Here is a 24066-nt window from a genome sequence, read left to right on the forward strand (position 1 = left end):
GAGTACATTGAGACCTACCTTAAAGATGGAGAAATTAGAAATTGTGCTGGCTCTGGAAAATGTACTTATACATGCAGAGAAGAGTTAGGATATGCATACACAAAAATGCTGATAGATGATAAACATAGCGGAAAGTTGTATAATCTTGTAGGCGAACCCATTTCTCAAAGTCAACTTGCAGATTATATAAATAAAATCTACAAAACGAATCTCGTTTATAATTCAGTTTCAGTAGAGGCATATGCAACTGAAAGAAAAGAAGAATTAGGCGATTTTATAGGAACTGTTATAGCCGGGATTTACGAAGGAATTAGGAATGGTGCAAATGATATTCCCTCCGATTTTGAAAAAGCTGCAGGCAGACCTCATACATCCGCAATCGAGATAATAAAAGCGTTTAAAGAAAAGTCCAACATCGGGTCAGAAACCCATCTCACTAAAAATTAGTTGAAATATGATACTGTTCAAATTATAATTATCGAAATTAGCTTAATGTAAAACTTAGATTTTCAGTAGCAGCTAGTTGCATTTCTTGAACGACTATTGTTACAAGAAAGCGGATATTTAATAGTTGTGTGTAATCCTCTCTATTTCGTCAGAGAAATAGATTCTCCAAGCGAACGTTTAAGAGTGGAAAATTAATAGTGTATGAGCAAAACAGAATCTATATAATATTAATAATCAGTACGATACAAAAACGTTGTTCCAAATTTGAAGAAAGATGAACTACGAAATTGAAACTGGAACCAATTTAAAATTTACACCTATTAGTAATTTACCTGATGGTTTGATAAAATTCTTGAAAGTATCCTTGAATGAACTTCAGTCAATTGAAGCGTTTACAATAGTTAGCCGAAAAGTAGGAATACTTGGATTGAGAAAAATAATGACTTTATTATTGTTTTACAATGACCAAAACCAATATCAAAAGGATAATATTACGTTAACTAGAGAATTTGAGGATTACTTCAAGACTCAAAACTATTTCATAGACTTGCTGGCCTTCGATATGAGTATTAAATTTTCTTTAAATTTGATTCAAAAGTTTGAAAATCTTGCAATTGAAATAATTAAAACTACACACAACACCAGCTTCAAATAATACTTCGCTTAACGCTTCGTACTATTAAAAGCTGAACGGTAGGCAGCATAAAAGTGAAAAGAACAGGTTTAACCATATTGATAATTATTAGCTGGACATTGATCAATGCTCAGGAAGACAAATATGATAGCTTGAAAAGTTATTTTAACGATTTGAATTTTGTTGAGTTTATTGAAGTTGAAGGTTCTTTAAGGATACCGAACAAATTAGCAGAGACATTTTTTAAAATAGAATTTAATCCTGAAGAGAATAGATGTTATCCTGTGAAAATATATGAACATTCAAATTATGATATGTTTCGGGTTAATATTCCATGTGCAGCTGGAGGAATGTGTGAGAAAGAGATTCTAATTATTTTAGATAAAACAGGAAAATTTATTGACCAAATCGAATCAGGTCATCATTATGAAGATCTGAGTTTTTCTGATTATAAGAATTTTGAAATAAAGGACTCATTGATTATTTGTGAAACAACCTATGAAGAATACAATACTTCAAGTCAAAAAGTAGAGCATCAAAAAATCGCATATAGTCATTTCATTATATCAGAGAAAGGTATATTGCAAAAAATAGGTCCATTTTATCCACAGAAAAATCGCAAATATCCATTTACATCAGTCAGACTAATCAGCCAAACAGAGCTTGATTCGATTCCAGAACATGACCTTGATTTAATGAGAAATGAAATTTATGCTGATCATGGATATATATTCAAATCTTCAGAATGGAAATTATACTTTGAGTCGAAAGAATGGTATAAACCTTTAGCATCTAATGTTGAATCCAAATTGAACCCGATTGAGAAAATAAATATTAGATTAATATTAAAGGAAAAAGAATAAATTCGCTGCCTAACATGAGCTCCCCTGTATCGTCAAGCATTATTTTTTACTCTTCCGTTCAATCGCTTTCAGTGCTTCTCGTTTACTCAGGCCCGAAAGCTGCTCTTCGTAGCTCTGTACAAAATCGATAACCGATGCAGGATCGGTTTTAGAGTATTCACGCAGTGTCCAGCCAATGGCTTTACGAATAAAGAACTCTTTGGAGTGCATTAAGCGTTTGATGTATGAAGTGAGTAAATCAAAATCAGTTTCTTTTTTATACTTGAGTTGAAAGAGCAAGGCTGAGCGTTGCAACCACATATTTCCTGAACTCATCCATTTTTCTGTATTGGGTATAATTTGTTCAGGAAAACGAATGAAATGATAGCCAACCAACCCTGCTGCCAGATGATCTACCGTATCCCACCAACTTTTTTCAGTAATCAGAAATTCGTATACAACAATGTTGCTAGCATCTGTTTGTTTTTTCATTTTGCCCATTAAGCTAAGGGCGAAAAATTGAAATTCTCTTTCATTCAAATCCCAAAGTTGTTTCACAATTGCTGGATAATCGGCTATTGGAGGAAGCCCGTATTCATTAATAAATTGCTTTCCTAATTCTTTCAATTTTGGTCCACGCAAACCAAAAAACCTAAACTGATTGCGCATGTATTTCTCCATCCAAACTGCATATTCCGGATTAGCATTCGATGAGAATGAATCGATTAATGGTTTTAAATAATTCATTAAAGTCTGATTTTAATGCAAAGCTTATAAAAATATTCTGATTATATAATCTATTCCTATTTGAGAATATTAATTATTTGGCTAAATTTACGCATCATATAAAACTATGAACAGAACCTAATTAAGTAATCTAATACCTAAATAAAATAAAGCATATGATTGATCTGAAGACAACATATATGGGCATTGAGCTAAAAAACCCATTAATAGTAGGGGCCAGTAATTTGGTCACTGATCACGAAACATTAAAAGAGCTGGAAAATGCCGGTGCAGCAGCAATTGTTTATAAATCTCTTTTCGAGGAGCAAATTCAAATTGAGGAATTGGAATTTGAAGAAGAAATGGCTGAATACAATGAGCGTCATGCCGAAATGATTAATTTATTTCCAAGCATGAAGCATGCAGGACCCAAAGAACATTTAATGAATCTCAAAAAAGCGAAAGAGATATTAAACATCCCACTCATTGCTAGCTTAAATTGTGTGTATGAAGATACATGGATTGATTATGTGGAGAAAATTCAAGAAACAGGTGTTGATGGAATTGAATTGAACTTTTATGCAGTTCCAAAGGATTTGGATACAGAAGGTCACAGCATTGAAACGGCCCAAATAAATATGCTTAAAAAGATTAAGGAAAAAATTAAGATACCTTTTAGTGTTAAATTAAGTCCTTTCTACTCGAATCCATTAAATGTTATCGCTAAAATGGATGAGGTTGGAGTTGGTGCATTTGTGCTGTTTAATAAGCTTTTTCAGCCGGATTTTAATATTGAAAACAACGAATTGGTTTTTCCATATAATTTGAGTAACCCAGATGATAACCGATTGGCATTGAGATATGCGGGCTTACTATACAATCAAATTAATGCAAACATTTGTAGCAATACGGGTGTTTATACGGGCAAAGATGCTATAAAAATGATCTTGGCAGGAGCCGATTCTGTGCAGATTGTTAGCACATTGTATAAGAATAAGGTCACCTATATTAAAACGATGTTGGAAGAAATAGAGGCTTATATGCAAAGTAAGAACTATTATAAGTTAGATGATTTTAAAGGGAAACTGTCGAAAAAGTCAATTAACGATCCTTATGCTTACAAAAGGGCACAATATGTCGATATACTGATGAAGTCGGATCATATCTTCAAGAAGTATTCTCCCAGATAAATTGAATAAGCAAAAGAGAGGTTCAAAAGACCTCTCTTTTTTGATTAATTCCACCGAAACCACTAATTTTATTATTCCTTATTTGAAATCACATTCTAATTTTTCTATAACTTTGTAAGCAACAAGCCTGAAATTGATAAACAAATTATTTATTATGAGAAGCGTATTTACACTCCTAATTGGTATTCTGATAATATCAACTACTCAAACTTTAGCGCAAAATGTTTCCCTTTATGCTGGTACACCTAATGTTGCCGGGCATAATGCAGTAGGAACAACGCGTTTGAATGCAAAATTTAACAACCCTGTAGGTGTTGCTTTCGACAAAGACGGTTATATGTGGGTGTCGGAATGGTCGAATCATACCATTCGTGTAATAGCACCCAGTGGTATGGTTTATACGAAAGCCGGAGCTGTTGGACAAGACTGTTTTGATATTGCAGCAGCAACATCTTCTAAATTCAGTAATCCTGCGGGAATTTGTTTTGGACCAGACGATACACTGTATGTGGCAGATTTTGGAAACCATTGTGTTCGTAGAATTGACCCTATGCAGGCATCCATAGGAAAAGCACTTTGGTGTGGGGTTAAAGCAGGAAAATATTCTGCTCCCGGACCCGGTAATCCTAATTGTTTTACCAGTTACCCCGGACACCGTGATGGAACATGGCAAACAGCAAAATTTAAAAATCCTTCTGATGTAGATTGCGATGCAGCTGGTAATATTTATGTAGCTGATCAGGGAAATAATTGTATTCGGAAAATTGGCATTAATGGCATGGTAACTACTATTGCTGGTATTCCCGATTCAGCCGGTTATGCAGATGGAAATGCTTTGGGTCAAGCTTTGTTTAACTGGCCAACGGGTATTTACGTCCACACCAATGGAGATATTTATGTAGCAGAATGGCAAAGTCAGGCATTAAGAAAAATATCGGGCGGAAAAGTTTCTACTGTATTAATATACCCAACATTGTGGACTCCAAGTGATGTCTACATCGATTCCAGAGGAATTGTTTATGTAAGTGATCAGCATAAAATTGTTCGCTGGGATGGAAACAAATCGTCAGTGTTTGCCGGTAGTCCTCAAATAAATGTAGCGGGTTATGTTAATGATACTGCTACAGCAGCACGTTTTGATGATACACGCCAAATGGTGGTCGATCCAAGTGATTATCATTTTGTTTATGTAGCTGATTTTAATAATCATGTTATTCGAAAAATTACCATTTGTGACGATTATAAGCCAAAAGTTACTTTCGATGTGTCAGGGACAGTTTTCTGTAAAGGAGACCAGCGAACCCTTACCGCTGAAGATGGATATACAGAATATAAATGGTCAACAGGTGAAACGACAAAAAGCATAGTAGTGACATCTACAAAAACTGTATGGCTTGAAGTACTAAATACTGATTTGTGTAGAGGATATTCCGATACATTTAATTTTGTCGTCAACAATTTAAAGCCATCTATTACACCAACAGCCACTTCATTTTGTATTGGTGATAGCGCTTTTATAGTTGGGCAGTCGGGATTCGATTATTATACCTGGTATAAAAACGGAGTAATTATCATAGAGGGAGTAAATGAGCAAACGCTTACTGTATACGATTCAGGTGATTATTATTTGAAGGTAATATCAGGTCCATGTGTAGGTTCATCTGCGCATATAGCTATTTCATTGGGTCAGCTAACACCTGTTTTGAATCATTCAGGAAATAAAGTTATTTGCATAGGCGATAGCCTGATTGTAGAGCCTGTTAGTAATTTCAATACCTATGAATGGCGAAAAGATGGAAATTTAATCAGCACATCGAAGCAAATTATTGTGAAGGATGCAGGAACCTATACTTTGTTTGCAGCAAATGCTGCTGGCTGCAATGGAACTTCCCTGAATCTAGTTATTTCAAATTACCCTAAACCACCTAAACCAAGCATAAGCACAAGTGGAGATTCTATATTAGTGTCGTCCTCCTTAACAGGAAATCAGTGGTATAGAAATGACACTTTATTGGTTGGTTCAAATTCGCAAGGATATTATGCAACCATACCTGGGTGGTACAAAATAGAGGTGTCTAACCAATATGGCTGTAAGTCTACATCCGAGCCATTTCCATTTGGAGGTGTTGGCATGAAGGAAGGAAGTCGGGATAATCAACTCATTTTATACCCAAATCCAACAAATGGACAAATCAATATTTCGATTAAAAGCGAAAGAAACGGATTAGCAAATGTGCAAATAAGCAATATGCTTGGAGAAATTGTATATGAAAGTCAAATGGATATTCGATACAATCAGCAGCAAAAAGAAATTCAGCTAAACCATCTGGATAAGGGTTTGTATTTCCTCATTTTCAAAATGGATGGAATATCCGAAGTCCATAAAATTATCTTAAACTAATTCAGTTTTTGAATGATCTAAAAGGCCTGCTTTGTCAGGTCTTTTTTTTTGAGTTTCAATTATTTAGTCTGTGTTATTTAATCTAACTTTGACCTTTCAAAAATGAGGCATTATTGAATGCCTGGCTTATTTTAACAATTGATTTATGCTCAACAGAAGGCACATTAGGATTAAGGTAATGCAAGCATTGTATTCCTTTTGGAGTTCAGGGACTGATAAAGAAGAATATCAGGCAGAGAGGGACATGATGAACAGCATAAACAAGATGTATGAGCTTTATTTGTTTCTTCTCCTGTTTACCAAAGAGTTATGTTCATTAGCCGAGAAGTACGATAGCGAAGTTCGGGATAACAATATTCCATCTGCTCGTGAAATAAATATGCATAAGAATTTTTATACAAATGTTCTTATTGAAAAGCTGGATTCAAGCGAATTACTTGAAAAAGAGTTGAAAAAGTACAAGTTGCTATGGGACTCTGAAGATTTGAGTATGTTAAGAAAAGTGTTTGTCAATCTCAAAACCAGCGATGTTTATAAAGATTTCATTTACGAGAAAGATCCAAAAGAAGAGCAGTTATTTGAATTATTTAGTTTTATCCTGAAACACTATACTGTAAACTTCTCGCTAGTCGATCAGTTTCTGGAAGACAAGTTTTTTAATTGGTTGGATGATTCGAAAGTAGCTGTGCAAATGGCTGTGAAAACGTTCAAAAACATATTGTCTGATCCCGAAAATGAAGTTTTTCTTCTTCCACTTTCGCATGATGATGATGTAAGCTTTAGTTTTGCTAAAGATTTGTTCAAAGAAACAGTGGCCAGAAAAAAAGAGAATGAAGAATTGATTGCTGCAAAAATAGAGAAATGGGAGCCAAGCCGTATACCACTTCTTGACAGCATTATTTTGCAAATGGGTGTGACTGAGTTTTTATTCTTTGCTAATATACCTGTTAAAGTTACAATCAATGAATGTATTGAGTTATCAAAAAATTACAGTACACCAAACAGCAAAAAGTTTATAAATGGGGTATTGGATAATTTGCTAATTGATTTTGAAAAGGAAAAAAGAATAAATAAGAAGGGAATTGGACTGATTGATAAATAGAGTTTTATAAATTTGCTAAAAATAATTATCGTCAAAGAATGAAAAAATTGCATTTATTTGTATCTATATTTTTCGTCATGGGATTATTCTCATGCCAGCAAACTTCCACTGAAGGAGAAATTGATACCGATTTGATTAATGTTCCTTCAACTGCATCTGGAAAAGAGAGTAATAATCAGGCTATTTTGACATTTCGAACAGAAACACATGATTTTGGAACTATTAAGGAAGGTGGTAAATATAGTTATGCGTTTAAATTTACCAATACAGGAAATGGCGATTTAATTATTTCGAATTGTGTTCCTGCCTGTGGATGTACAGTTCCGGAGTTTCCAAGATATCCAATTAAACCCGGTAATTCAGATTTTATAAAAATTATATTTGATAGTAAAGGACGTGAAGATAAGTTTGATAAAAATATTTCAGTTTATTCAAATACTGTCCCAAACGTTCGACAATTATATATTAAAGGAAAAATAATTAATTAATTTAGTTTGGAAATTATAAACAATATAGTTGTTTTATTGCAGGTTTCAAATGGAAGTGTGAAGGCAAATCCCCTGTTTTCCTTACTACCATTTATAATTATTGTTATAGTTCCAGTCATAGTAATTTTGTCAACTAAAAGAAATAAACAAAACCTCATTATAAATGGTCAAACGTTTTTACTTGCCCCATGGTATTTAAGGTTACTTAGCTTTTTTATTGATATTGTTATATCAGTTACTTTGGGAACAATTATATCGTCTACATTTTTTCAGGAAACAAATCATACCATTAATGTAGTTTTTTATCTGGTATATTGTTTTATTTTTGAATCATTTACAGGTCAAACAATTGGGAAATTAATTTTACAATTACAAGTCATTGATAGCCAGACTGGATATAGGATTAGTTTTCAAAAGGTAGCATTAAGAACTCTATGTCGTTTAATCCCTTTTGACGCAATTTTTTATTTGAATTATTATCCCAAAGGATTACATGATACTTTACCCAAAACTTTTATTATTTTAAAAATTAAACCATGACATTTCTAAATTTATTAAGCATTTTATTAATGATGCCAGCACAAGAAGGTGCGGAGGCAAAGCCAATGTGGCAAACTTTCATGCCTTTTATTCTAATCCTAGTAATCATTTATTTCTTTATGATCAGGCCTCAATCAAAAAAGGCGAAAGAGCAAAGAGGTTTTAAGGACACCATAAGTAAAGGAGATAAGATTATCACAATTGGTGGAGTACATGCAAAAATTGTAGAAATCAAGGAGAAGGATTTCATCATTGAAGTTGGAAATGGTGTAAAAATGACTATTCAAAAAGAAGCTGTTTCAATGGAAGCTTCTAAAGGTTTGAATAATAGCTAATATAAATGGTGAGGGATACAGATTCCAAGACCATATTAACTGAAATGCCCAGACCTGCGAATCGTAAAGGTCTGGTTATTTTTTTTATAGCTGTATTTGTAGCAACAATTTTTTGGTTGTTACGATCATTTGATCAAACCTATCAAGCCAAAATCCATTTCCCCATTTCTTATTTGTATTCACCAGATGGTTTGACCTTAAAAAAACCCTTGCCTGATCATTTGGAAGTTCATTATGAATCTACAGGTTGGGATATAATGAAGTTCAAGCGTTTCAAAAGGAAAAAGTCAATAGTATTAAACTTGACTCAATTCGCTGAACAAAAGTCCATTAAAACATCAAATCTATTAATTTCTCATTTGCCGGAAGAGATTGCAAATATTAAATTTCTATTAGTTAGTCCTGAAGTGCTGATTATGGATTTTGAGAAATTGATTATTAAGGAAGTTCCAATTATTCATAATTTGGATATTCATTTTAATAGCCAATATGGTTTGTCGGGGCCTGTACAAATTGAACCTCAAACTGTTGTGATTTCAGGGCCAGAATCCGAAGTCAATAAAATTCAGGAAATAAGAACCAAGTTTCGTGATTATAAACAGTTAGAAGCAGAAATCAACGATCAAATAAGCTTGGTGGATTTAAGCTCAAAAAATATAAGCTATAGTCAGGAGCTATTCAATTTAAAAATACCCGTAGAGCAACTGAGTGAAGGTAGTCTGATTATTCCCATTAATATACCCGCTAGTGTTAGAGATACTATAAGCTTAATCCCAGAAAAAGTTACGATTAAGTTTCATGCCGCAGTAAGTGTTTTTAATTCAGTTTCACATTTTGATTTTGAACCCTATATTAAGTTGGAAGATTTTAATAACGCTTCTGATGAAAAAATTAAGGTATATTGCAAGCTTAAAGAGGAATACATTTATCGGGTAAGTATAGATCCTGAATACGTAGACTATATTGTAATAAAATGATTAAGGTAGGAGTAACCGGAGGAATAGGAAGTGGCAAAACTACTGTTTGCAGCATCTTCGAACACCTTGGTGTTCCTGTTTATTATTCAGATGAGAAATCAAAAGAATTAATTCAATCAAATAGTGGCTTAATCAAGCAAATTAAAGCTGCCTTTGGCAACCATCTTTATGATGACCAAAATAATTTGAATAAAGCAGCTTTAGCCTCCCTTGTTTTTTCTAATGAAAAGGCTTTAGCAACGCTAAATTCAATTGTTCATCCTGCAGTAGTTGATGATTTTAATGCTTGGTGCTCCCAGCATCAACAACATGCCTATGTAATTAAAGAATCAGCTCTTTTATTTGAATCCAATACCTATAAAAATCTGGACTTCATTATTGCTGTGTTTGCTCCATTGGAAATGCGCCTCAAAAGATTGATGGAAAGAGATCAAACAAATGAAGAAGAATTGTTAAAAAGAGTGCATAATCAACTTGCAGATGTTGAGAAAATGAAACGAAGCGATTTTGTTATTTTTAACGACATGAAACACCCACTTATTCGACAGATTTTAAGTCTCCACAAAGAGCTTTCTAAATCCCTAATTTAGAATAAGATAGATATCACAATTCGCCCTGAAATTTGTGGATAAAATGCAATAAAAAATTAGCCTAAAGACAATAGTGTTTAGTACTTTTACACTGAATTAAAATATGCTAGAATGAGCGAAAATCAAGTAAAAGATAACAGCCAATATACAGCTGATAATATACAAGTTTTAGAGGGGTTGGAAGCAGTTCGAAAAAGACCTGCTATGTACATTGGTGATATTAGCACCCGAGGCTTACATCATTTGGTTTATGAAGTAGTCGATAACTCAATTGACGAGGCACTTGCCGGACATTGTGATGAAATTCATACTATCATTCATGAAGACAATTCCATTACTGTACAAGATAATGGTAGAGGAATTCCGGTTGAAGAGCATACTAAAGAAAAAAGATCAGCCTTAGAGGTTGTAATGACCGTATTACATGCTGGTGGTAAATTTGACAAAGATTCCTATAAAGTATCTGGCGGTTTGCATGGTGTTGGTGTTTCTTGTGTAAATGCTTTATCAAAACATTTGAAAGCTGAAATACATCGAGATGGGCATGTTTATATGCAGGAATATGAATGTGGCAAACCAATGTATACTGTAAAAGAAATGGGTAAGTCCGATAAAACGGGTACTTATGTTACTTTTAAACCTGATGATAGCATTTTTCAGGTTCTTGAATACAAATTTGATACGCTTAGAACTCGATTAAAAGAACTTTCATATTTAAATAAAGGGGTAAAACTCAGTCTTAAAGATTTACGTGAACATGAAAATGGAAATGGGCCTCGCTTTGAAGAGTATTATTCTGAAGGTGGCTTGTCTGAATTTGTTCAGTTTATTGATAAAACAAGAGATTCTTTAATTCCAGAGCCAATTTATTTTGAAGGAGAAAAGAATGGAGTTCCTATTGACATTGCCTTTCAATATAATACATCCTATAATGAGAACCTTCATTCTTATGTGAATAATATCAATACAATAGAGGGTGGAACTCATATTTCAGGTTTCAGAAGATCATTGACCCGTAGTTTTAAAAACTATGCAGAGAAAGAAGGACTTTTGAAAAATGTTAAATTCGAAATAAGTGGAGATGATTTTCGTGAAGGATTAACAGCTGTATTGTCTGTTAAAATTGCTGAACCACAGTTTGAGGGACAAACGAAAACTAAACTTGGTAATTCGGAAGCCATGGGAGCAGTCGATAGTTTTGTTACCGAAGCACTAAATGCTTATTTAGATGAGCATCCAAAAGAAGGGCGTCTCATTGTAAATAAAGTTGTATTATCAGCACAGGCACGTCATGCAGCACGCAAAGCACGTGAAATGGTGCAGCGAAAAAGGGGATTTAACTCAGCCGGATTACCTGGGAAATTAGCTGATTGTTCGTCAAGCGATCCTTCTATTTGTGAATTGTATTTGGTTGAGGGAGATTCAGCGGGAGGAACAGCAAAGCAAGGAAGAAACCGACAGTTTCAAGCTATTTTACCACTTAGAGGAAAAATTCTGAATGTTGAAAAAGCCTTAGAGCATAAGATATACGATAACGAGGAAATTAAAAATCTGTTTACCGCATTAGGCGTTCATATTGGAACAGAAGAGGATGACAAAGCCCTGAATATGGATAAGCTTCGTTATCACAAAGTTATCATCATGACTGATGCCGATGTTGATGGTAGTCATATCACTACATTGATTCTCACTTTACTCTACCGCTACATGAAAAAACTGATAGAAAGTGGTTATGTATATATTGCAACACCTCCATTATATTTAGTCAAAAAAGGCAGCCAGGAACAATATTGCTGGAATGATGATGAAAGAGATTTAGCTATTCAGCGAATGAAAGGCGAGGGGAAAGAGAGTTCTGTTAATATTCAGCGTTACAAAGGTTTGGGTGAAATGAATGCTGAGCAGCTTTGGAAAACAACCATGGATCCTGATCGAAGAACCTTGCGTTTAGTGAATATTGAAAATGCAGCGGAATCGGATCGTATTTTTTCGATGTTAATGGGAGATGAGGTTGCACCTCGAAGAGAGTTTATCGAGCAAAATGCTCGATATGCAAATATTGATGTGTAAACCGAGCTCAGTTTATAAGTTTATTCAATAACTTTTTCTACGCTAATTCCAATATCCATAATCCCATCCAGATTATCGGAGCGCATTTCGTGATTGATGTAGTAGGAATATTCGCCTTTTGATTCAAAGGAGATATTATTTTCTAATGATAACTTATTGTCAATAATATCACCTAATCCATCTCCAAACCATCTTCCATCAATATCTGCAAGGATAAATTCATATTTTTTTTCGGAAATAAGAGAACCATTCTTGTTGAATTTTTTAACTAAAATCCAAATGTTACTATATGGGTAATAACTGCTTGTTCTCAAATTGAAGTAGGTATTGTATTTGGCTTTTTCATCTTTAATAACAAAATTAAAGGGTACTTTATAATCATACTTCCAAACGAAATCTGGAATTTTCTTATGTTTTTGATAAAGGATTGACTCTGTGCATGAACTTGCAAAAAAGAGAATTCCTATAGATAGCAAGACAATAATATGGTTTAATGATAAATTCTTTCTCATGATTAACATATTAATAATCTAAAAGACCTGGACTAGCTTCAACTTCAATTTTTTCAATATATTTACTGATATCTGGTTTTTGCTTTTTCTGATTCATGCTGAGTACTTTCTTAACATTATTTATGTGCATGGGAAAAGGACTACTCATATTTGAATCACGATTAATAAACCACATCCATCCCTTTAAAATATCAATTTTAAAAACGCGAGCAGTACCATCGCTTGTATGTAATTCAATGCTTTCATCCGGAAAACTCTCAAAAGCCTCCAGGTAACTATCTAATTCATAATTAAGGCAACATTTTAAGCGGCTGCATTGTCCTGAAAGTTTAGCTGGATTCAGGTAAAGATTTTGTTGTTTGGCAGCAATAGTAGGTACGGTTGTAAAATCATTTAACCAAGCTGAGCAACACAACTCGCGACCACAATCACCAATTCCACCCAAACGACCGGATTCCTGTCGGATTCCGATTTGCTTCATTTCAATTTTGGTTTTAAAAGTTTTGGCAAAAACCTTAATCAACTCTCGGAAATCAACACGGCCTTCTGCCGTATAATATAAAGTTACCTTTTTTCGATCAGCCTGAAACTCGACATCATTGAATTTCATTTGTAAATTCAAATCCTTAGCGATTTGTCGGGCTTTAATCATGGTAGTATATTCAGTCTTTTTTGTTTCTTCCCAATTCTGACGATCTTTTTCGTGCGCTATTCGACTAATATTTAAAATATGTTCAGAATCAGCTTTTACACCCCTTTTTTTCATTTGAAGGCGAACTAAATCACTACTGATACTCACAAAACCAATATCATAACCTGTTGCACACTGCACAACTACCTTATCACCTACTTTGATGCTTAATTGTTTTGGATTTTTACAAAAAACCTTACGGATACTTTTAAACTGAACCTCCACAATTTCCGGTATGGCAGCAATATCCGGATCCATGTATTTTTGCATCCAATCGTTAGTAGCAAGTTTGCTACAACAAAACTTACAAGAATCTCTACTGGAAGGCTTGGGAAGTTGTAAGTCCTGGGGATTTATATTTAGGCTATTTGATTCCATTTTGTCAGTTGACTATAGTGGTCAGGCTTTCTTTAAAAGCTTGTGAAATTGCAAAGATAAATTAAAAAAGATGATTTTTGGATTGGCGTTTCTTTCAACATAATACTGCGATTTGCTTAGTAATTCATAGAATTCCTGTGCTTTTTCGCCAGTAGTAAATTGAGAAAATTTGCGGGCAAATTCTTCTTCCGAAGCAGAAAGTCGAGTGATAGGATCAGCTTGATTTGAAATCAGCATACATTCACGTATCATACGAATGGCGTATTGTAAAAAGTCCTTAATATATTCACGACCCTTTGCATTCAGATTATTCACCAAGCTAAATATTTCACTAGCTTTAAAATCGAAACTTAATCGCATCCACTGAATAAAGTCTTCTTCATGACTACTTTCTCCGCTTTTACTTATTCGTATCGCGTCAGCATAATTCCCGTTGGCTAGCTGTGTAATTCTTTGTGTTTCACTGTCATCCAGCTGTAAATCGGTCTTAAGCTTATTTGCAATTCCAGTTGCATGAATTGGAGGAAGTAATAACAGTTGAGTTCTTGAAAGGATGGTGTTTAATATGCTGTCTTTATTTCTTCCAAGAAAAATAAAATGAGTGTGTGGTGGCGGCTCTTCGATAATTTTTAATAGGCTATTTCCATTGGTTCCCATCAGGTCGGCTGACCAGATAATTTGAATTTTTTTGCCTCCCTCGAAAGCTTTCAAACTTAAGTTCCGAATTATATTATGGCATTCAGCCACAGGAATATTTCCCTGCTTTGCTTCTGAAGAAATTTGCTGCAACCAATCGTAATAACTTAAATACGGGTTTTCAAGTAATGCTACTCTCCACTGGCTGTAAAACTTACTACTTATTGATGGTTTTCCTTGTTCACTTATGGTTGGAAAGGTATAGTGAACATCGGGATGAATGAATTTCTCCATTTTTCTACAAGAAGAACATTCTCCACATGAATCATTATCGACTGGATGTAAACAATTAAGATATTGGGCTAAAGCGAGTGCTAAAGGCAATCCTCCATAACCTTCGGGGCCAATAAACAAAAGCGCATGACTAAGCATGTTATTTGTCGTGCTTCTTATTAATTGTTCTTTTATTTTCTCCTGACCTGCTACCTCCGAAAACTTCATTATTGGTATTATTTCTGAATTCAAAAATAACCAAAATGAAGGGACTTTATGATGCTATAAATGCTTAATATTAATTAAAAGTCAATTCGATAAATACAATTTCAGGTCTGTTGCCAATTCGAACTCTTGGCCCCCATCCACCCACTCCGGATGAAGTATAAAAATGCGATTTCCCTTGCTGTAAATGTCCCCAACTAAGTTTAAAAATAGCTTTGGTAATAAAACTGAGAGGCCACATTTGGCCATGATGGGTATGTCCGTGAAGAGATAAATCAATGCCAGCATTTTCTTTCTCATCAAAATCGTAGGGTTGATGGTCGAGCATGATTAACGCTTTGCTTTTATCAAGATGTTCGCTTAAGGCGTTTATATTTTGTCTATCTGTTTTGCTATACCGCTTTTTGTCTCGATCTTCTCGGCCGATTATATAAAAACTATTATCAACCAATACGGAAGAATCTCTCAATATTTTCACCCCACAGTCTTCAAGATATTTGCAGGACTTTTCAGCATTTCCAATATATTCATGGTTTCCTGTAATCCCAATTACTCCCAGTGGTGCTTTCAATTTCAGAAACTCTTTCCCCATGTTTTTTGACAAAACAGGTTTAATATCTTCATCTAACATATCTCCGGCTAATAGAACAATATCCGGATCCAGATTATTTATTTTCTTTACTACTTTAGCCAAATATTTTCGATCGATTACATAACCCAAATGCAAATCACTAATCAGGGCTATTTGCAGGTTTGAGCGTCCTTCAATATTCTTTTCAATATTTAGATTTAATTTTTTGATTCTTGGATTTAGTGCGTTTATATGACCACCGAGAACAAGCAAACCGATTGAAATCACGGATATAATAAATAATATCTGTTTGGTTTTTAGCATTGAATCGGTGATTACTGAAGGAAGGAAATTGGTAAAATGATGCACACCTTTGATTATGTCAAAAACCAAAACCAAGAGAAAGAAATACAACATAAAAGCCATCCAAAAAGAACCCACACGAATAAAAATTGTTGATAATTTTTCCGGTAGAAAATACATCCCAAATCGACCAATAACAAAAGAAGTAGCCAAGATCAGAAATATTGATGTATAAATTATACGATAGTTTTTTCCTTCAGGAATGGAATGATAACCCCGTATAAATATGTAGTAATTAACGGATGAATATACAAGGAGTACTATGGAAACGAAAATGATCGCAATGGAGGTTTTCATGAATAATTATTTGCTCTTCTATAACAAGGATTATTCCTGAATTAAAAGTATGTCTAAATGTCAATTTCTAACACACAAGCTGCACCATTTTCTTTTACAAACTTCTTAAATACTTTATCGAAGGTTTCCAGATGTGTAGCTTTGCTATAATTAAGTTTATGTTGGTTTGCAAGTATTTTGAAATCAGTTTCAACATGATTTACAAAATATTCGTCCAGTTCATTTTGACTGGCTGGACCTTCCATACGACTGAATATCTGACCACCTTTATTATTAATGAGGATGATTTTTAGATTGGGTTTAATGTATTTATTCCAAAGTGCGTTACGGTCATACATCAGGCTTTGATCGCCAATAATAACAAAATGGAGTTTATCGCTAACGATGGATGAGCCAACTGCTGTGCTTAAGCTTCCATCAATTCCAGAGCTACCCCGATTGCTAAATACTTCTATGTTTTTTGCATTTTTATTTTCAAATAAACTCAATTCATTTGCAAATCGTATGGAAGAACTATTGCCAATATGAAGAACGGCATTTTTAGGAATTGCATTTACTATTTTTTTGTAATAGCCTAATTCACTATCCTGTTCGCATTTTTGCGCAACTGTTTGAATGGCTTTAGAATTCGCCTTTTCCCACAATCGATAATAACCTGAATAACTACGTTTTTCAAATACTTTTACTTCTCTTAATAAATTGCTGAAAAATGATGCAGGAGCAACTGGAAGAACACGGGTCAATGATTGATAGGTATCGATGAAACTGGAATGAATTCCAATGTGCCAATGATATTTTGGGGGATAGTTTCGGATAAATTGTCGTAATTCTTTCGAAATGATATAATTTCCGAAAGTAATCAGTAATTCTGGTTGTAATTTTTTTAGCAAATTTTCATCAGCATCTTTTATGATTTGCTCAGGAAAGGTAATCGCCCTTTCAAAATCAGATAAGTTTGCAGTAATATCTCTGACAAAAACTAAGTCTGTAAGTGTGAAAAGTTTGTTTAATGTTCGCCTAAGTTTTGTATCAGGTGCTAACATCCCTGCCAAAATCATCACTTTTTTAGGTGTAACCAATTGTTGAAATAACTCCTTATAGCGATTTTTAGACAAATCAATTACAGCATTTTCTTGTCGTATTAACTTATAGTCAGGTATCGATGCTTTTTTATAATTTTCATAAAGGGGTTCTCGAAGAGGAATATTTACATGAACAGGTCCGGGAAATGGAAATTTACATTTGTGAATTGCTTCAGATAATAGCCTATATGCTTCCTTTTCTGCATCTATATCAGGATAAGAAATATTTAAACGATAGCTTTTACGGATATTTGGTTCATAAATATTTTCCTGATTGATGGTTTGGTTTTCTCCTTGATTCACCCACTCAACAGGTCGGTCTGCTGTTAGAACCAAAAGCGGAATCCCTTGGTTATATGCTTCTGCAATGGCAGGAGCAAAGTTTAGGGTGGCTGTTCCCGAGGTGCATACCAAAGCCACAGTTTCACCTGTTTTTCTGGCAATACCAAGAGCCATATAAGCGGCAGATCTTTCATCGCTAACAACAAAATGCTTGATGTTTTCTTTTCGAATAAACGCAAGAGCTAAAGGAGCTGATCTGGAACCCGGAGCTAAAACTGCATAGCGTATAGAAAGCTTATCACAAATTTCAATAAGATTGTGTGTAATCTGGTTTATGTCTTTTGCCATATCGATAATTTAAAGTAACGACCTGAGTGTATCCATTTTCTTTACGGTTTCCTGCCACTCATTTTCAGGAATGGAGTCTTGCAAAATGCCTGCGCCCGCATATAAATATCCTTTCTCGCGAGTAACTTGAATACATCGTAAATTAACGTAAAGTTCAGCTTTATTTTGATGATAAACGGGTCCTAAAATGCCACCGTATAGTTGCCTGGAATAATCCTCATTTTTCAGAATAAATGTTTTAGAAATATCTTTAGGATAACCACAAATGGCTGGAGTAGGATGCAAACCTAAAATAAGTTGCTCAAGCGAAATCTCAGTTTCACTGGCAATGAAGGATGTTTTAATATGATTCAGGTTACCTGTATTCACTATTTGAGGATTTGATTCATCAAATGCAATGTGAAAAGAATCTAATTTTTCGCGTATGAATTGAGAAACTATTTCTTGTTCAACTCGATCTTTTGAGCTGATATCTTCAAGGTTTCCGCTATTAGATTTACTAATTGTACCGGCCAACGAAATACTTTGAATTTCTTTCCCTTCTTTTTTAAGTAATAATTCTGGGGAAGCTCCTATCCATGTTCCTGTTTCAATCGAATTTACGATAGATACAAATGCTTTCGGGTAAGATTCAACCAATCTTAAAAACAGCTCAGCAGCATGAAATGAGGTGGGAAGTTCAACCTCTTCCATACGCGATAGAACCACTTTTTCGAATTGCCCATTCTTAATAGCTTGTATACCTTTCGATACAAGATTAAGATAATCGGATTTTGAATGGTGTTTTACTGGATCTTCTTTTATAAAATGTTTTGCAATTTCGCTTTTATCTCGATTTTCCTCAATTACTAAAAACGTATTTTCATTATTCTCAAAAGGTGAAATAATAAATGCAGTTGAACTGAGATCAGAAATTCTTTTGCTTGAAATCTGGCCTTCAATGAATTGAATATTGCTTTCATCAGGAAGTCGCCAAGCGGCAAAAGTTTGTTTCTTGTCGATTGCTTGAAAAAGTGTGGACTTAATATCTGTGCTCAATTTGGTCATATAAATTTGGCATGGAAAACTTCTTACAAAAATATTGAAAAACTAGCAATAAGTTAGAGCTTATGATTTTCGAATCACAATTTTCCAGGAGCTATCTAAGTATAAAATACCTAAATTCGTATAGCATAGAAATAATAATTCTACATTAATATGGAAAGAAAAGCACCCGAAATATTTTTTATTGATGATGGTCAAGGCGATGCTATTGTCTTCCTTCATGGATTTCTTGAATCACACGAAATCTGGGATAAGTTCACCGATAAATTAAATGGAAAATACAGGATAATTAGTTTGGATTTGCCAGGTCATGGTCGGTCCTCTGTGGTATCAGATAATCAATCGATGGAAATGATTGCTGAAGAAGTTAAAACAATACTCGAAATTCTTGGAATTCACAAATGTTTATTGGTTGGCCATTCTATGGGGGGCTATGCTGCTATTGATTTTGCGTCAAAATACTCACGGCTTTTAAGAGGTTTGGTGTTGTTCCATACACATGTGGAGGCCGATTCTGATGAAGATAAGATTAATAGAGATCGGACTATTGAGATAGTTGAGAAAGATCATTTGGAATTTCTAGGAAATTTTACAGAAACATTATTTGCAAAGGATAATCTTGAAAAATTTCCAGCAGAAATTAATAATCTAAAGCAAATAGCAATCAGCACATCCAAGGAAGGGGCAATTTCGTCACTAAGAGGTATGCGAGATCGTAATGATCATTTGGCTTCATTGACAAAACTACGTATCCCTGTTCTGATGATTGCTGGCGATCAGGATTCCAGAATTCCCATTGATAAGGTGAAGAAGCAAGCTAATACAGCACCAAAAGTGAGGTTGGAAATATTGCATGGAACTGGCCATATGGGTTTTGTTGAAGCAGAGAAAGAAAGTTTCAAACTCATTAAAGAATTTGCTGAATCTGTTTTTCAAAAACCAAAACGTCAATAAGTTAAGTATGCGACAATATTTTGATCTGCTCGATCATATTCTCCAAAATGGTATTGAAAAATCAGACCGAACAGGAACAGGGACGAAAAGTGTATTTGGGTATCAAATGCGGTTCGATCTGTCAAAAGGATTTCCGTTATTGACGACAAAAAAATTGCATTTACGATCCATCATACATGAATTACTTTGGTTCTTGAAAGGAGAAACCAATGTGAAATATTTAAACGACCAGGGTGTAAGCATTTGGGATGATTGGAAAGATGAGAATGGTGATTTGGGGCCAATTTATGGTGAGCAATGGGTAAGCTGGCCTAAAGGAGATGGAACAACTGTTAACCAAATCCAAAAATGTGTTGATACCATAAATAACAATCCGGATTCAAGAAGAATTATAGTGAATGCCTGGAATGTTGGCCAATTAGATGAAATGGCTTTAACTCCTTGTCATGCTATGTTTCAGTATTATGTAGCCGATGGAAAACTGAGTTGTCAATTGTATCAACGAAGTGCGGATGTTTTTTTGGGTGTTCCATTTAATATAGCATCTTATGCTTTGCTCACAATGATGATGGCACAGGTCTGTGGATTAGAATCTGGTGATTTTGTGCATACTTTTGGTGATGCGCATTTGTATATTAATCATTTGGAACAAACCAAACTTCAATTGAGTCGAACTCCTAAATCTTTACCTTTAATGAAAATTAATCCTGATGTAGAGGATATTTTTGATTTCAAGTTTGAAGATTTTGAACTCATAGGATATGATCCTGATGCACACATTAAAGCACCCATAGCTGTTTAATGAATTAAAATATGATTTCAATTATAGTAGCCATAGCAGAAAATAATGCAATAGGAAAGAACAATGATTTATTGTGGCATATTTCTGACGACCTAAAAAGGTTTAAAAAGTTAACCACTGGTCATAAAATAATAATGGGGAAAAACACCTATTTGTCTTTACCCAGAAGACCTTTACCCAATCGAACCAGTATTGTGATTACTGATGTTGCCACTGAAAAGTTTGAAGGTACAGAAACGGTTTATTGTATTGATGAAGCTGTGAAATTTTGCCCGCCCGATGAAGAATGTTTTATTATTGGAGGGGGAATGATTTATAATCAGTTTATGCCAATTGCTGATCGACTTTATCTTACAAAAGTGCATCAAGTTTATGATGCAGATGTGTTTTTCCCAGAAATTAACTATGCTGAATGGACAGAGGTTTCAAGAGAAGATCATCCTAAAAGTGAAAGCAATCCATTGGGCTATTCCTATTTACTATTAGAGCGCAATAAATAATGAGAGTTTCACTTATTGCTGCCTTATCTGAAAACAATGTAATTGGACGTAATAGAGGAATGCCATGGCACATGCCTGAAGATTTGAAGTATTTCTTTAGGGTAACTAAAAACCATCATGTGATAATGGGAAGGCGAACTTTTCATGAATTTGGCGTAAGTAAACCACTTCCTGATCGAGTAAACCTGATAGTAAGTCATGAAAAGAATTTAAAACTAAAAGGAACTATTGTTTTTAATTCTATAGAATCAGCCATTGGTTTTGCAAAAGCAAATAAGGAAGAAGAAATATTTATAATAGGTGGTGGAAACATTTATAAGCAAACAATAAAAATTGCCAATCGATTATATTTAACCCGTATTCATACATTAATTAATGATGGAGATACATTTTTCCCAGAAATCAATTGGAATGAATGGACGTGTATTTCAACAAATAATCGAAATAAGGATGTAAATAATCCGTTTGATTATTCATTTATGATTTACGATCGAGTCTAATTATTTTATCTTCATATTGATATCGTCATCATGCTCCCGAGGATCGAGATCAAAGCCCATTCGCTTACCGGTTTTTAATGCGATATTGCCTGTGGCTTGTATCTTCTCCATTAAAGAAATTTGCTGAATAGAATCAATAGGTGGTGCAAATAAGTCAAATTCAATAGCTTGAGTAACAGCCGATTCTACGATTGTTCGAACAGCCGCATGATCAAAAATCAAACGCGAAAAATCTCTATGCAAAAAACTATATTGTCTTTTTCCTTGCATAAAATAATGCCCTTCCTTATTAATAAATATACGCCCCAACAAATAACCCAAATCGTTTACTCTATTGTATTTAATGGAGTCGGACAAAAAATTATAGATGAGGATCATGCCACAATATGCTCGGGAAGGGTCTTGTTTAACATAATCAGTTTTGAAAATAAAATGCTCCGGAGGAAATGTGAATACATTGGAATGCATAATAAAGAATAATGTATCTCCTGCAAATTTCATTTCAGTTTCATATTTGCCGTGATCCTGATATTTTATATTCACATTAACAGCAACTTCTTTGCGTTTGATGTACTCATTGATCCATTCGCTTGCAGTTTTTATTTCAGTTTTAATTAATTCAAAAGCTTTAGATGTATACACGTATATATCTTGTTTTGAATCTGCTTTTTTCAGAAATGATTCAAGGATTTTACTATCCTGTGGTAATGGTTCTGGATTCGTGCTCATGAAATAATTAATTTTAATATGCTTTAGCAAATACTACCCGATGTTTTGCGGCTTTTCCTGAATAAATACAGTTTCCTTCTATTTTTTCTTCTTCCAAAGGAATAAACCTAATGGTAGCTTTTGTTTCTTCCTTAATTTTTATTTCAGTTTCGGTTGTACCGTCCCAATTTGCCCAAACAAAACCACCTTTATTTTTCAGAATGTCTTTCAATTCGTCATAACTGTTTGCACTATGGGTATTTTCTTCTCTATTTTTTAACGCTTTGTTGAAAATACTTTTCTGGATTACAGGAAGTAAATCTGAAATGTATTGTCCAAGATTATCAGCTGATACAAACTCTTTCGTCAGGGTGTCTCGTCTGGCTAATTCCACACTGTTTTTTTCAACATCCCTTGGCCCAATTGCAATTCGTAAAGGAACCCCTTTTAATTCATATTCTGCAAATTTCCATCCTGGCTTTCTATTATCATCATCATCGTATTTAACAGAAATGCCTAAGGATTTTAATTCTTTTGTGATTCTTTTTGCAACCTCATCAACCTTTGCCCATTCTTCATCTGTTTTGTAAATAGGAACAATAACTACTTTAATTGGAGCAACATTTGGAGGAAGAATTAATCCATGATCATCAGAATGAGCCATAATTAAGCCACCAATCAGTCGGGTAGATACACCCCATGATGTTGCCCATACCAATTCCTGTTTGCCTTCTTTGCTTTGAAACTTTACATCAAATGCTTTTGCAAAATTTTGACCCAGGAAATGTGATGTACCTGCTTGAAGTGCTTTCCCATCTTGCATCAGAGCTTCTATACAATAAGTGTCAACAGCACCTGCAAATCGTTCATTTACAGTTTTCAAACCTTTATGAACAGGTATGGCCAAATAATTTTCAGCGAAATCTGCATAAATATCAAGGATCAATCTTGCTTCAGCAACTGCTTCTTGAGAGCTGGCATGAGCTGTATGACCTTCTTGCCATAAAAACTCTGAAGTGCGCAGAAAAAGACGTGTTCTCATTTCCCAGCGAACCACATTGGCCCATTGATTAATCAACAAGGGTAAATCTCTATAAGACTGAATCCAGTTTTTATACGTATTCCAAATAATAGTTTCAGAAGTTGGTCGAACAATTAATTCTTCTTCTAATTTTGCATCCGGATCAACAACTATTGATTTTCCATCTTCCGAAGTTTTTAATCTGTAATGTGTAACTACAGCACATTCTTTTGCAAAACCTTCTACATGAGCGGCTTCTTTACTTAGGAATGATTTTGGCACAAAAAGTGGGAAATAAGCGTTCTGGTGGCCTGTTTCCTTGAATCTTCGGTCAAGATCTGACTGGATATTTTCCCAAATGGCATATCCGTAAGGCTTAATAACCATTGATCCTTTCACAGCAGAATGCTCTGCCAATTGCCCTTCTTTCACAAGGTCATTGTACCACTGTGAGTAATCCTGTTGTCTGCTAGTTATTTTCTTTGCCATTCTATTGTTATATTTGGAATAGTTTTTGTTTTTTCAATAACAGCAAAG

25 protein-coding genes are annotated in these 24066 nt (G+C 34.4%); 16 read left to right on the forward strand and 9 right to left on the reverse strand.

What is annotated here, in order from left to right:
- From HOG71_04070 to HOG71_04080, 3 genes are all read left to right on the forward strand, one after another.
- The coding region (locus HOG71_04070; protein ID MBT5990008.1) for an SDR family NAD(P)-dependent oxidoreductase at nucleotides 1-447 on the forward strand (447 nt) is incomplete at its 5' end.
- A gap of 274 nt (nucleotides 448-721) precedes the next feature.
- Nucleotides 722-1102, forward strand: coding sequence for a hypothetical protein (locus HOG71_04075; protein ID MBT5990009.1), 381 nt, complete (start codon nucleotides 722-724; stop codon nucleotides 1100-1102).
- Between the two features lie 53 nt (nucleotides 1103-1155).
- Nucleotides 1156-1944: a YARHG domain-containing protein gene (locus HOG71_04080; GenBank protein ID MBT5990010.1), complete on the forward strand. Its 789-nt coding sequence runs from the start codon at nucleotides 1156-1158 to the stop codon at nucleotides 1942-1944.
- A 39-nt stretch (nucleotides 1945-1983) separates the two neighbouring features.
- Here the strand turns inward: HOG71_04080 and HOG71_04085 are convergent, their stop codons facing one another.
- Nucleotides 1984-2670 (reverse strand): DNA alkylation repair protein, encoded by a 687-nt coding sequence (locus tag HOG71_04085; protein ID MBT5990011.1) that lies wholly within the window; start codon nucleotides 2668-2670, stop codon nucleotides 1984-1986.
- A 158-nt stretch (nucleotides 2671-2828) separates the two neighbouring features.
- On the opposite strand from HOG71_04085, the gene HOG71_04090 reads away from it, so the two are divergent.
- The 9 genes from HOG71_04090 (at nucleotide 2829) to gyrB (ending at nucleotide 12342) form a co-directional block, all read left to right on the forward strand.
- A complete protein-coding gene (locus HOG71_04090) occupies nucleotides 2829-3839 on the forward strand; it encodes a dihydroorotate dehydrogenase-like protein (GenBank protein MBT5990012.1) in 1011 nt (336 codons plus the stop codon).
- Between the two features lie 154 nt (nucleotides 3840-3993).
- The gene (locus tag HOG71_04095; protein ID MBT5990013.1) at nucleotides 3994-6240 is read left to right on the forward strand and encodes a T9SS type A sorting domain-containing protein; all 2247 of its coding nucleotides are present in this window, start codon (nucleotides 3994-3996) and stop codon (nucleotides 6238-6240) included.
- Nucleotides 6241-6418: 178 nt separating this feature from the next.
- Nucleotides 6419-7342 (forward strand): transcription antitermination factor NusB, encoded by a 924-nt coding sequence (nusB, locus tag HOG71_04100; protein ID MBT5990014.1) that lies wholly within the window; start codon nucleotides 6419-6421, stop codon nucleotides 7340-7342.
- A 38-nt stretch (nucleotides 7343-7380) separates the two neighbouring features.
- The gene (locus tag HOG71_04105) at nucleotides 7381-7830 is read left to right on the forward strand and encodes a DUF1573 domain-containing protein (GenBank protein MBT5990015.1); all 450 of its coding nucleotides are present in this window, start codon (nucleotides 7381-7383) and stop codon (nucleotides 7828-7830) included.
- Between the two features lie 6 nt (nucleotides 7831-7836).
- The gene (locus HOG71_04110) at nucleotides 7837-8370 is read left to right on the forward strand and encodes a hypothetical protein (protein MBT5990016.1); all 534 of its coding nucleotides are present in this window, start codon (nucleotides 7837-7839) and stop codon (nucleotides 8368-8370) included.
- Between the two features lie 29 nt (nucleotides 8371-8399).
- Nucleotides 8400-8705 (forward strand): preprotein translocase subunit YajC, encoded by a 306-nt coding sequence (gene yajC, locus HOG71_04115; GenBank protein ID MBT5990017.1) that lies wholly within the window; start codon nucleotides 8400-8402, stop codon nucleotides 8703-8705.
- A gap of 5 nt (nucleotides 8706-8710) precedes the next feature.
- The gene (locus tag HOG71_04120; protein MBT5990018.1) at nucleotides 8711-9682 is read left to right on the forward strand and encodes a YbbR-like domain-containing protein; all 972 of its coding nucleotides are present in this window, start codon (nucleotides 8711-8713) and stop codon (nucleotides 9680-9682) included.
- Nucleotides 9679-10272: a dephospho-CoA kinase gene (locus HOG71_04125; protein ID MBT5990019.1), complete on the forward strand. Its 594-nt coding sequence runs from the start codon at nucleotides 9679-9681 to the stop codon at nucleotides 10270-10272. The genes HOG71_04120 and HOG71_04125 overlap by 4 nt, the downstream gene beginning before the upstream one ends.
- Nucleotides 10273-10383: 111 nt before the next feature.
- Complete coding sequence (gyrB, locus tag HOG71_04130; GenBank protein MBT5990020.1) at nucleotides 10384-12342, forward strand: DNA topoisomerase (ATP-hydrolyzing) subunit B; 1959 nt, start codon at nucleotides 10384-10386, stop codon at nucleotides 12340-12342.
- Nucleotides 12343-12362: 20 nt separating this feature from the next.
- Here gyrB and HOG71_04135 read toward each other — a convergent pair whose 3' ends face one another.
- The 6 genes from HOG71_04135 to HOG71_04160 form a co-directional block, all read right to left on the reverse strand.
- Nucleotides 12363-12854, reverse strand: a complete 492-nt coding sequence (locus tag HOG71_04135) for a gliding motility lipoprotein GldH (GenBank protein ID MBT5990021.1) — start codon at nucleotides 12852-12854, stop codon at nucleotides 12363-12365.
- Between the two features lie 10 nt (nucleotides 12855-12864).
- Nucleotides 12865-13923: a hypothetical protein gene (locus HOG71_04140; GenBank protein MBT5990022.1), complete on the reverse strand. Its 1059-nt coding sequence runs from the start codon at nucleotides 13921-13923 to the stop codon at nucleotides 12865-12867.
- A 21-nt stretch (nucleotides 13924-13944) separates the two neighbouring features.
- Entirely contained in the window at nucleotides 13945-15060 is a 1116-nt protein-coding gene (locus tag HOG71_04145) for a hypothetical protein (protein ID MBT5990023.1), read from the reverse strand.
- A 70-nt stretch (nucleotides 15061-15130) separates the two neighbouring features.
- Complete coding sequence (locus tag HOG71_04150; protein MBT5990024.1) at nucleotides 15131-16288, reverse strand: metallophosphoesterase; 1158 nt, start codon at nucleotides 16286-16288, stop codon at nucleotides 15131-15133.
- Nucleotides 16289-16341: 53 nt separating this feature from the next.
- A complete protein-coding gene (gene menD, locus HOG71_04155) occupies nucleotides 16342-18000 on the reverse strand; it encodes a 2-succinyl-5-enolpyruvyl-6-hydroxy-3-cyclohexene-1-carboxylic-acid synthase (GenBank protein ID MBT5990025.1) in 1659 nt (552 codons plus the stop codon).
- A 9-nt stretch (nucleotides 18001-18009) separates the two neighbouring features.
- The gene (locus HOG71_04160; GenBank protein MBT5990026.1) at nucleotides 18010-19047 is read right to left on the reverse strand and encodes an isochorismate synthase; all 1038 of its coding nucleotides are present in this window, start codon (nucleotides 19045-19047) and stop codon (nucleotides 18010-18012) included.
- A gap of 150 nt (nucleotides 19048-19197) precedes the next feature.
- On the opposite strand from HOG71_04160, the gene HOG71_04165 reads away from it, so the two are divergent.
- The 4 genes from HOG71_04165 to HOG71_04180 are packed head-to-tail and all read left to right on the forward strand — an operon-like array spanning nucleotide 19198 to nucleotide 21800.
- Nucleotides 19198-19998: an alpha/beta hydrolase gene (locus tag HOG71_04165; protein ID MBT5990027.1), complete on the forward strand. Its 801-nt coding sequence runs from the start codon at nucleotides 19198-19200 to the stop codon at nucleotides 19996-19998.
- A gap of 7 nt (nucleotides 19999-20005) precedes the next feature.
- Nucleotides 20006-20800, forward strand: a complete 795-nt coding sequence (locus HOG71_04170) for a thymidylate synthase (protein MBT5990028.1) — start codon at nucleotides 20006-20008, stop codon at nucleotides 20798-20800.
- Nucleotides 20801-20811: 11 nt separating this feature from the next.
- Complete coding sequence (locus HOG71_04175; GenBank protein MBT5990029.1) at nucleotides 20812-21300, forward strand: dihydrofolate reductase; 489 nt, start codon at nucleotides 20812-20814, stop codon at nucleotides 21298-21300.
- Nucleotides 21300-21800: a dihydrofolate reductase gene (locus HOG71_04180; GenBank protein ID MBT5990030.1), complete on the forward strand. Its 501-nt coding sequence runs from the start codon at nucleotides 21300-21302 to the stop codon at nucleotides 21798-21800. Before HOG71_04175 ends, HOG71_04180 begins: the two co-directional genes overlap by 1 nt.
- Here the strand turns inward: HOG71_04180 and HOG71_04185 are convergent, their stop codons facing one another.
- Both HOG71_04185 and HOG71_04190 read right to left on the reverse strand, forming a co-directional pair.
- Nucleotides 21801-22529 carry a hypothetical protein gene (locus tag HOG71_04185; protein MBT5990031.1) on the reverse strand — a complete coding sequence of 243 codons (729 nt, stop codon included), beginning with the start codon at nucleotides 22527-22529 and terminating at the stop codon, nucleotides 21801-21803.
- Nucleotides 22530-22542: 13 nt separating this feature from the next.
- Complete coding sequence (locus tag HOG71_04190) at nucleotides 22543-24018, reverse strand: proline--tRNA ligase (GenBank protein ID MBT5990032.1); 1476 nt, start codon at nucleotides 24016-24018, stop codon at nucleotides 22543-22545.
- Nucleotides 24019-24066: the final 48 nt, after the last annotated feature.

The organism is Bacteroidota bacterium, from assembly GCA_018698135.1.
Classification (GTDB): Bacteria; Bacteroidota; Bacteroidia; order CAILMK01; family JAAYUY01; genus JABINZ01.

What these genes read in the sequence shown, in the direction of transcription:
- HOG71_04075 (MBT5990009.1), top strand. Translation starts at nt 722, where the DNA reads ATGAACTACGAAATTGAAACTGGAACCAATTTAAAATTTACACCTATT.
- HOG71_04085 (MBT5990011.1), bottom strand. Translation starts at nt 2,670, where the DNA reads ATGAATTATTTAAAACCATTAATCGATTCATTCTCATCGAATGCTAAT.
- HOG71_04095 (MBT5990013.1), top strand. Translation starts at nt 3,994, where the DNA reads ATGAGAAGCGTATTTACACTCCTAATTGGTATTCTGATAATATCAACT.
- nusB (MBT5990014.1), top strand. Translation starts at nt 6,419, where the DNA reads ATGCAAGCATTGTATTCCTTTTGGAGTTCAGGGACTGATAAAGAAGAA.
- HOG71_04105 (MBT5990015.1), top strand. Translation starts at nt 7,381, where the DNA reads ATGAAAAAATTGCATTTATTTGTATCTATATTTTTCGTCATGGGATTA.
- yajC (MBT5990017.1), top strand. Translation starts at nt 8,400, where the DNA reads ATGATGCCAGCACAAGAAGGTGCGGAGGCAAAGCCAATGTGGCAAACT.
- HOG71_04120 (MBT5990018.1), top strand. Translation starts at nt 8,711, where the DNA reads ATGGTGAGGGATACAGATTCCAAGACCATATTAACTGAAATGCCCAGA.
- HOG71_04125 (MBT5990019.1), top strand. Translation starts at nt 9,679, where the DNA reads ATGATTAAGGTAGGAGTAACCGGAGGAATAGGAAGTGGCAAAACTACT.
- gyrB (MBT5990020.1), top strand. Translation starts at nt 10,384, where the DNA reads ATGAGCGAAAATCAAGTAAAAGATAACAGCCAATATACAGCTGATAAT.
- HOG71_04135 (MBT5990021.1), bottom strand. Translation starts at nt 12,854, where the DNA reads ATGAGAAAGAATTTATCATTAAACCATATTATTGTCTTGCTATCTATA.
- HOG71_04140 (MBT5990022.1), bottom strand. Translation starts at nt 13,923, where the DNA reads ATGGAATCAAATAGCCTAAATATAAATCCCCAGGACTTACAACTTCCC.
- HOG71_04145 (MBT5990023.1), bottom strand. Translation starts at nt 15,060, where the DNA reads ATGAAGTTTTCGGAGGTAGCAGGTCAGGAGAAAATAAAAGAACAATTA.
- HOG71_04150 (MBT5990024.1), bottom strand. Translation starts at nt 16,288, where the DNA reads ATGAAAACCTCCATTGCGATCATTTTCGTTTCCATAGTACTCCTTGTA.
- menD (MBT5990025.1), bottom strand. Translation starts at nt 18,000, where the DNA reads ATGGCAAAAGACATAAACCAGATTACACACAATCTTATTGAAATTTGT.
- HOG71_04160 (MBT5990026.1), bottom strand. Translation starts at nt 19,047, where the DNA reads ATGACCAAATTGAGCACAGATATTAAGTCCACACTTTTTCAAGCAATC.
- HOG71_04165 (MBT5990027.1), top strand. Translation starts at nt 19,198, where the DNA reads ATGGAAAGAAAAGCACCCGAAATATTTTTTATTGATGATGGTCAAGGC.
- HOG71_04170 (MBT5990028.1), top strand. Translation starts at nt 20,006, where the DNA reads ATGCGACAATATTTTGATCTGCTCGATCATATTCTCCAAAATGGTATT.
- HOG71_04175 (MBT5990029.1), top strand. Translation starts at nt 20,812, where the DNA reads ATGATTTCAATTATAGTAGCCATAGCAGAAAATAATGCAATAGGAAAG.
- HOG71_04180 (MBT5990030.1), top strand. Translation starts at nt 21,300, where the DNA reads ATGAGAGTTTCACTTATTGCTGCCTTATCTGAAAACAATGTAATTGGA.
- HOG71_04185 (MBT5990031.1), bottom strand. Translation starts at nt 22,529, where the DNA reads ATGAGCACGAATCCAGAACCATTACCACAGGATAGTAAAATCCTTGAA.
- HOG71_04190 (MBT5990032.1), bottom strand. Translation starts at nt 24,018, where the DNA reads ATGGCAAAGAAAATAACTAGCAGACAACAGGATTACTCACAGTGGTAC.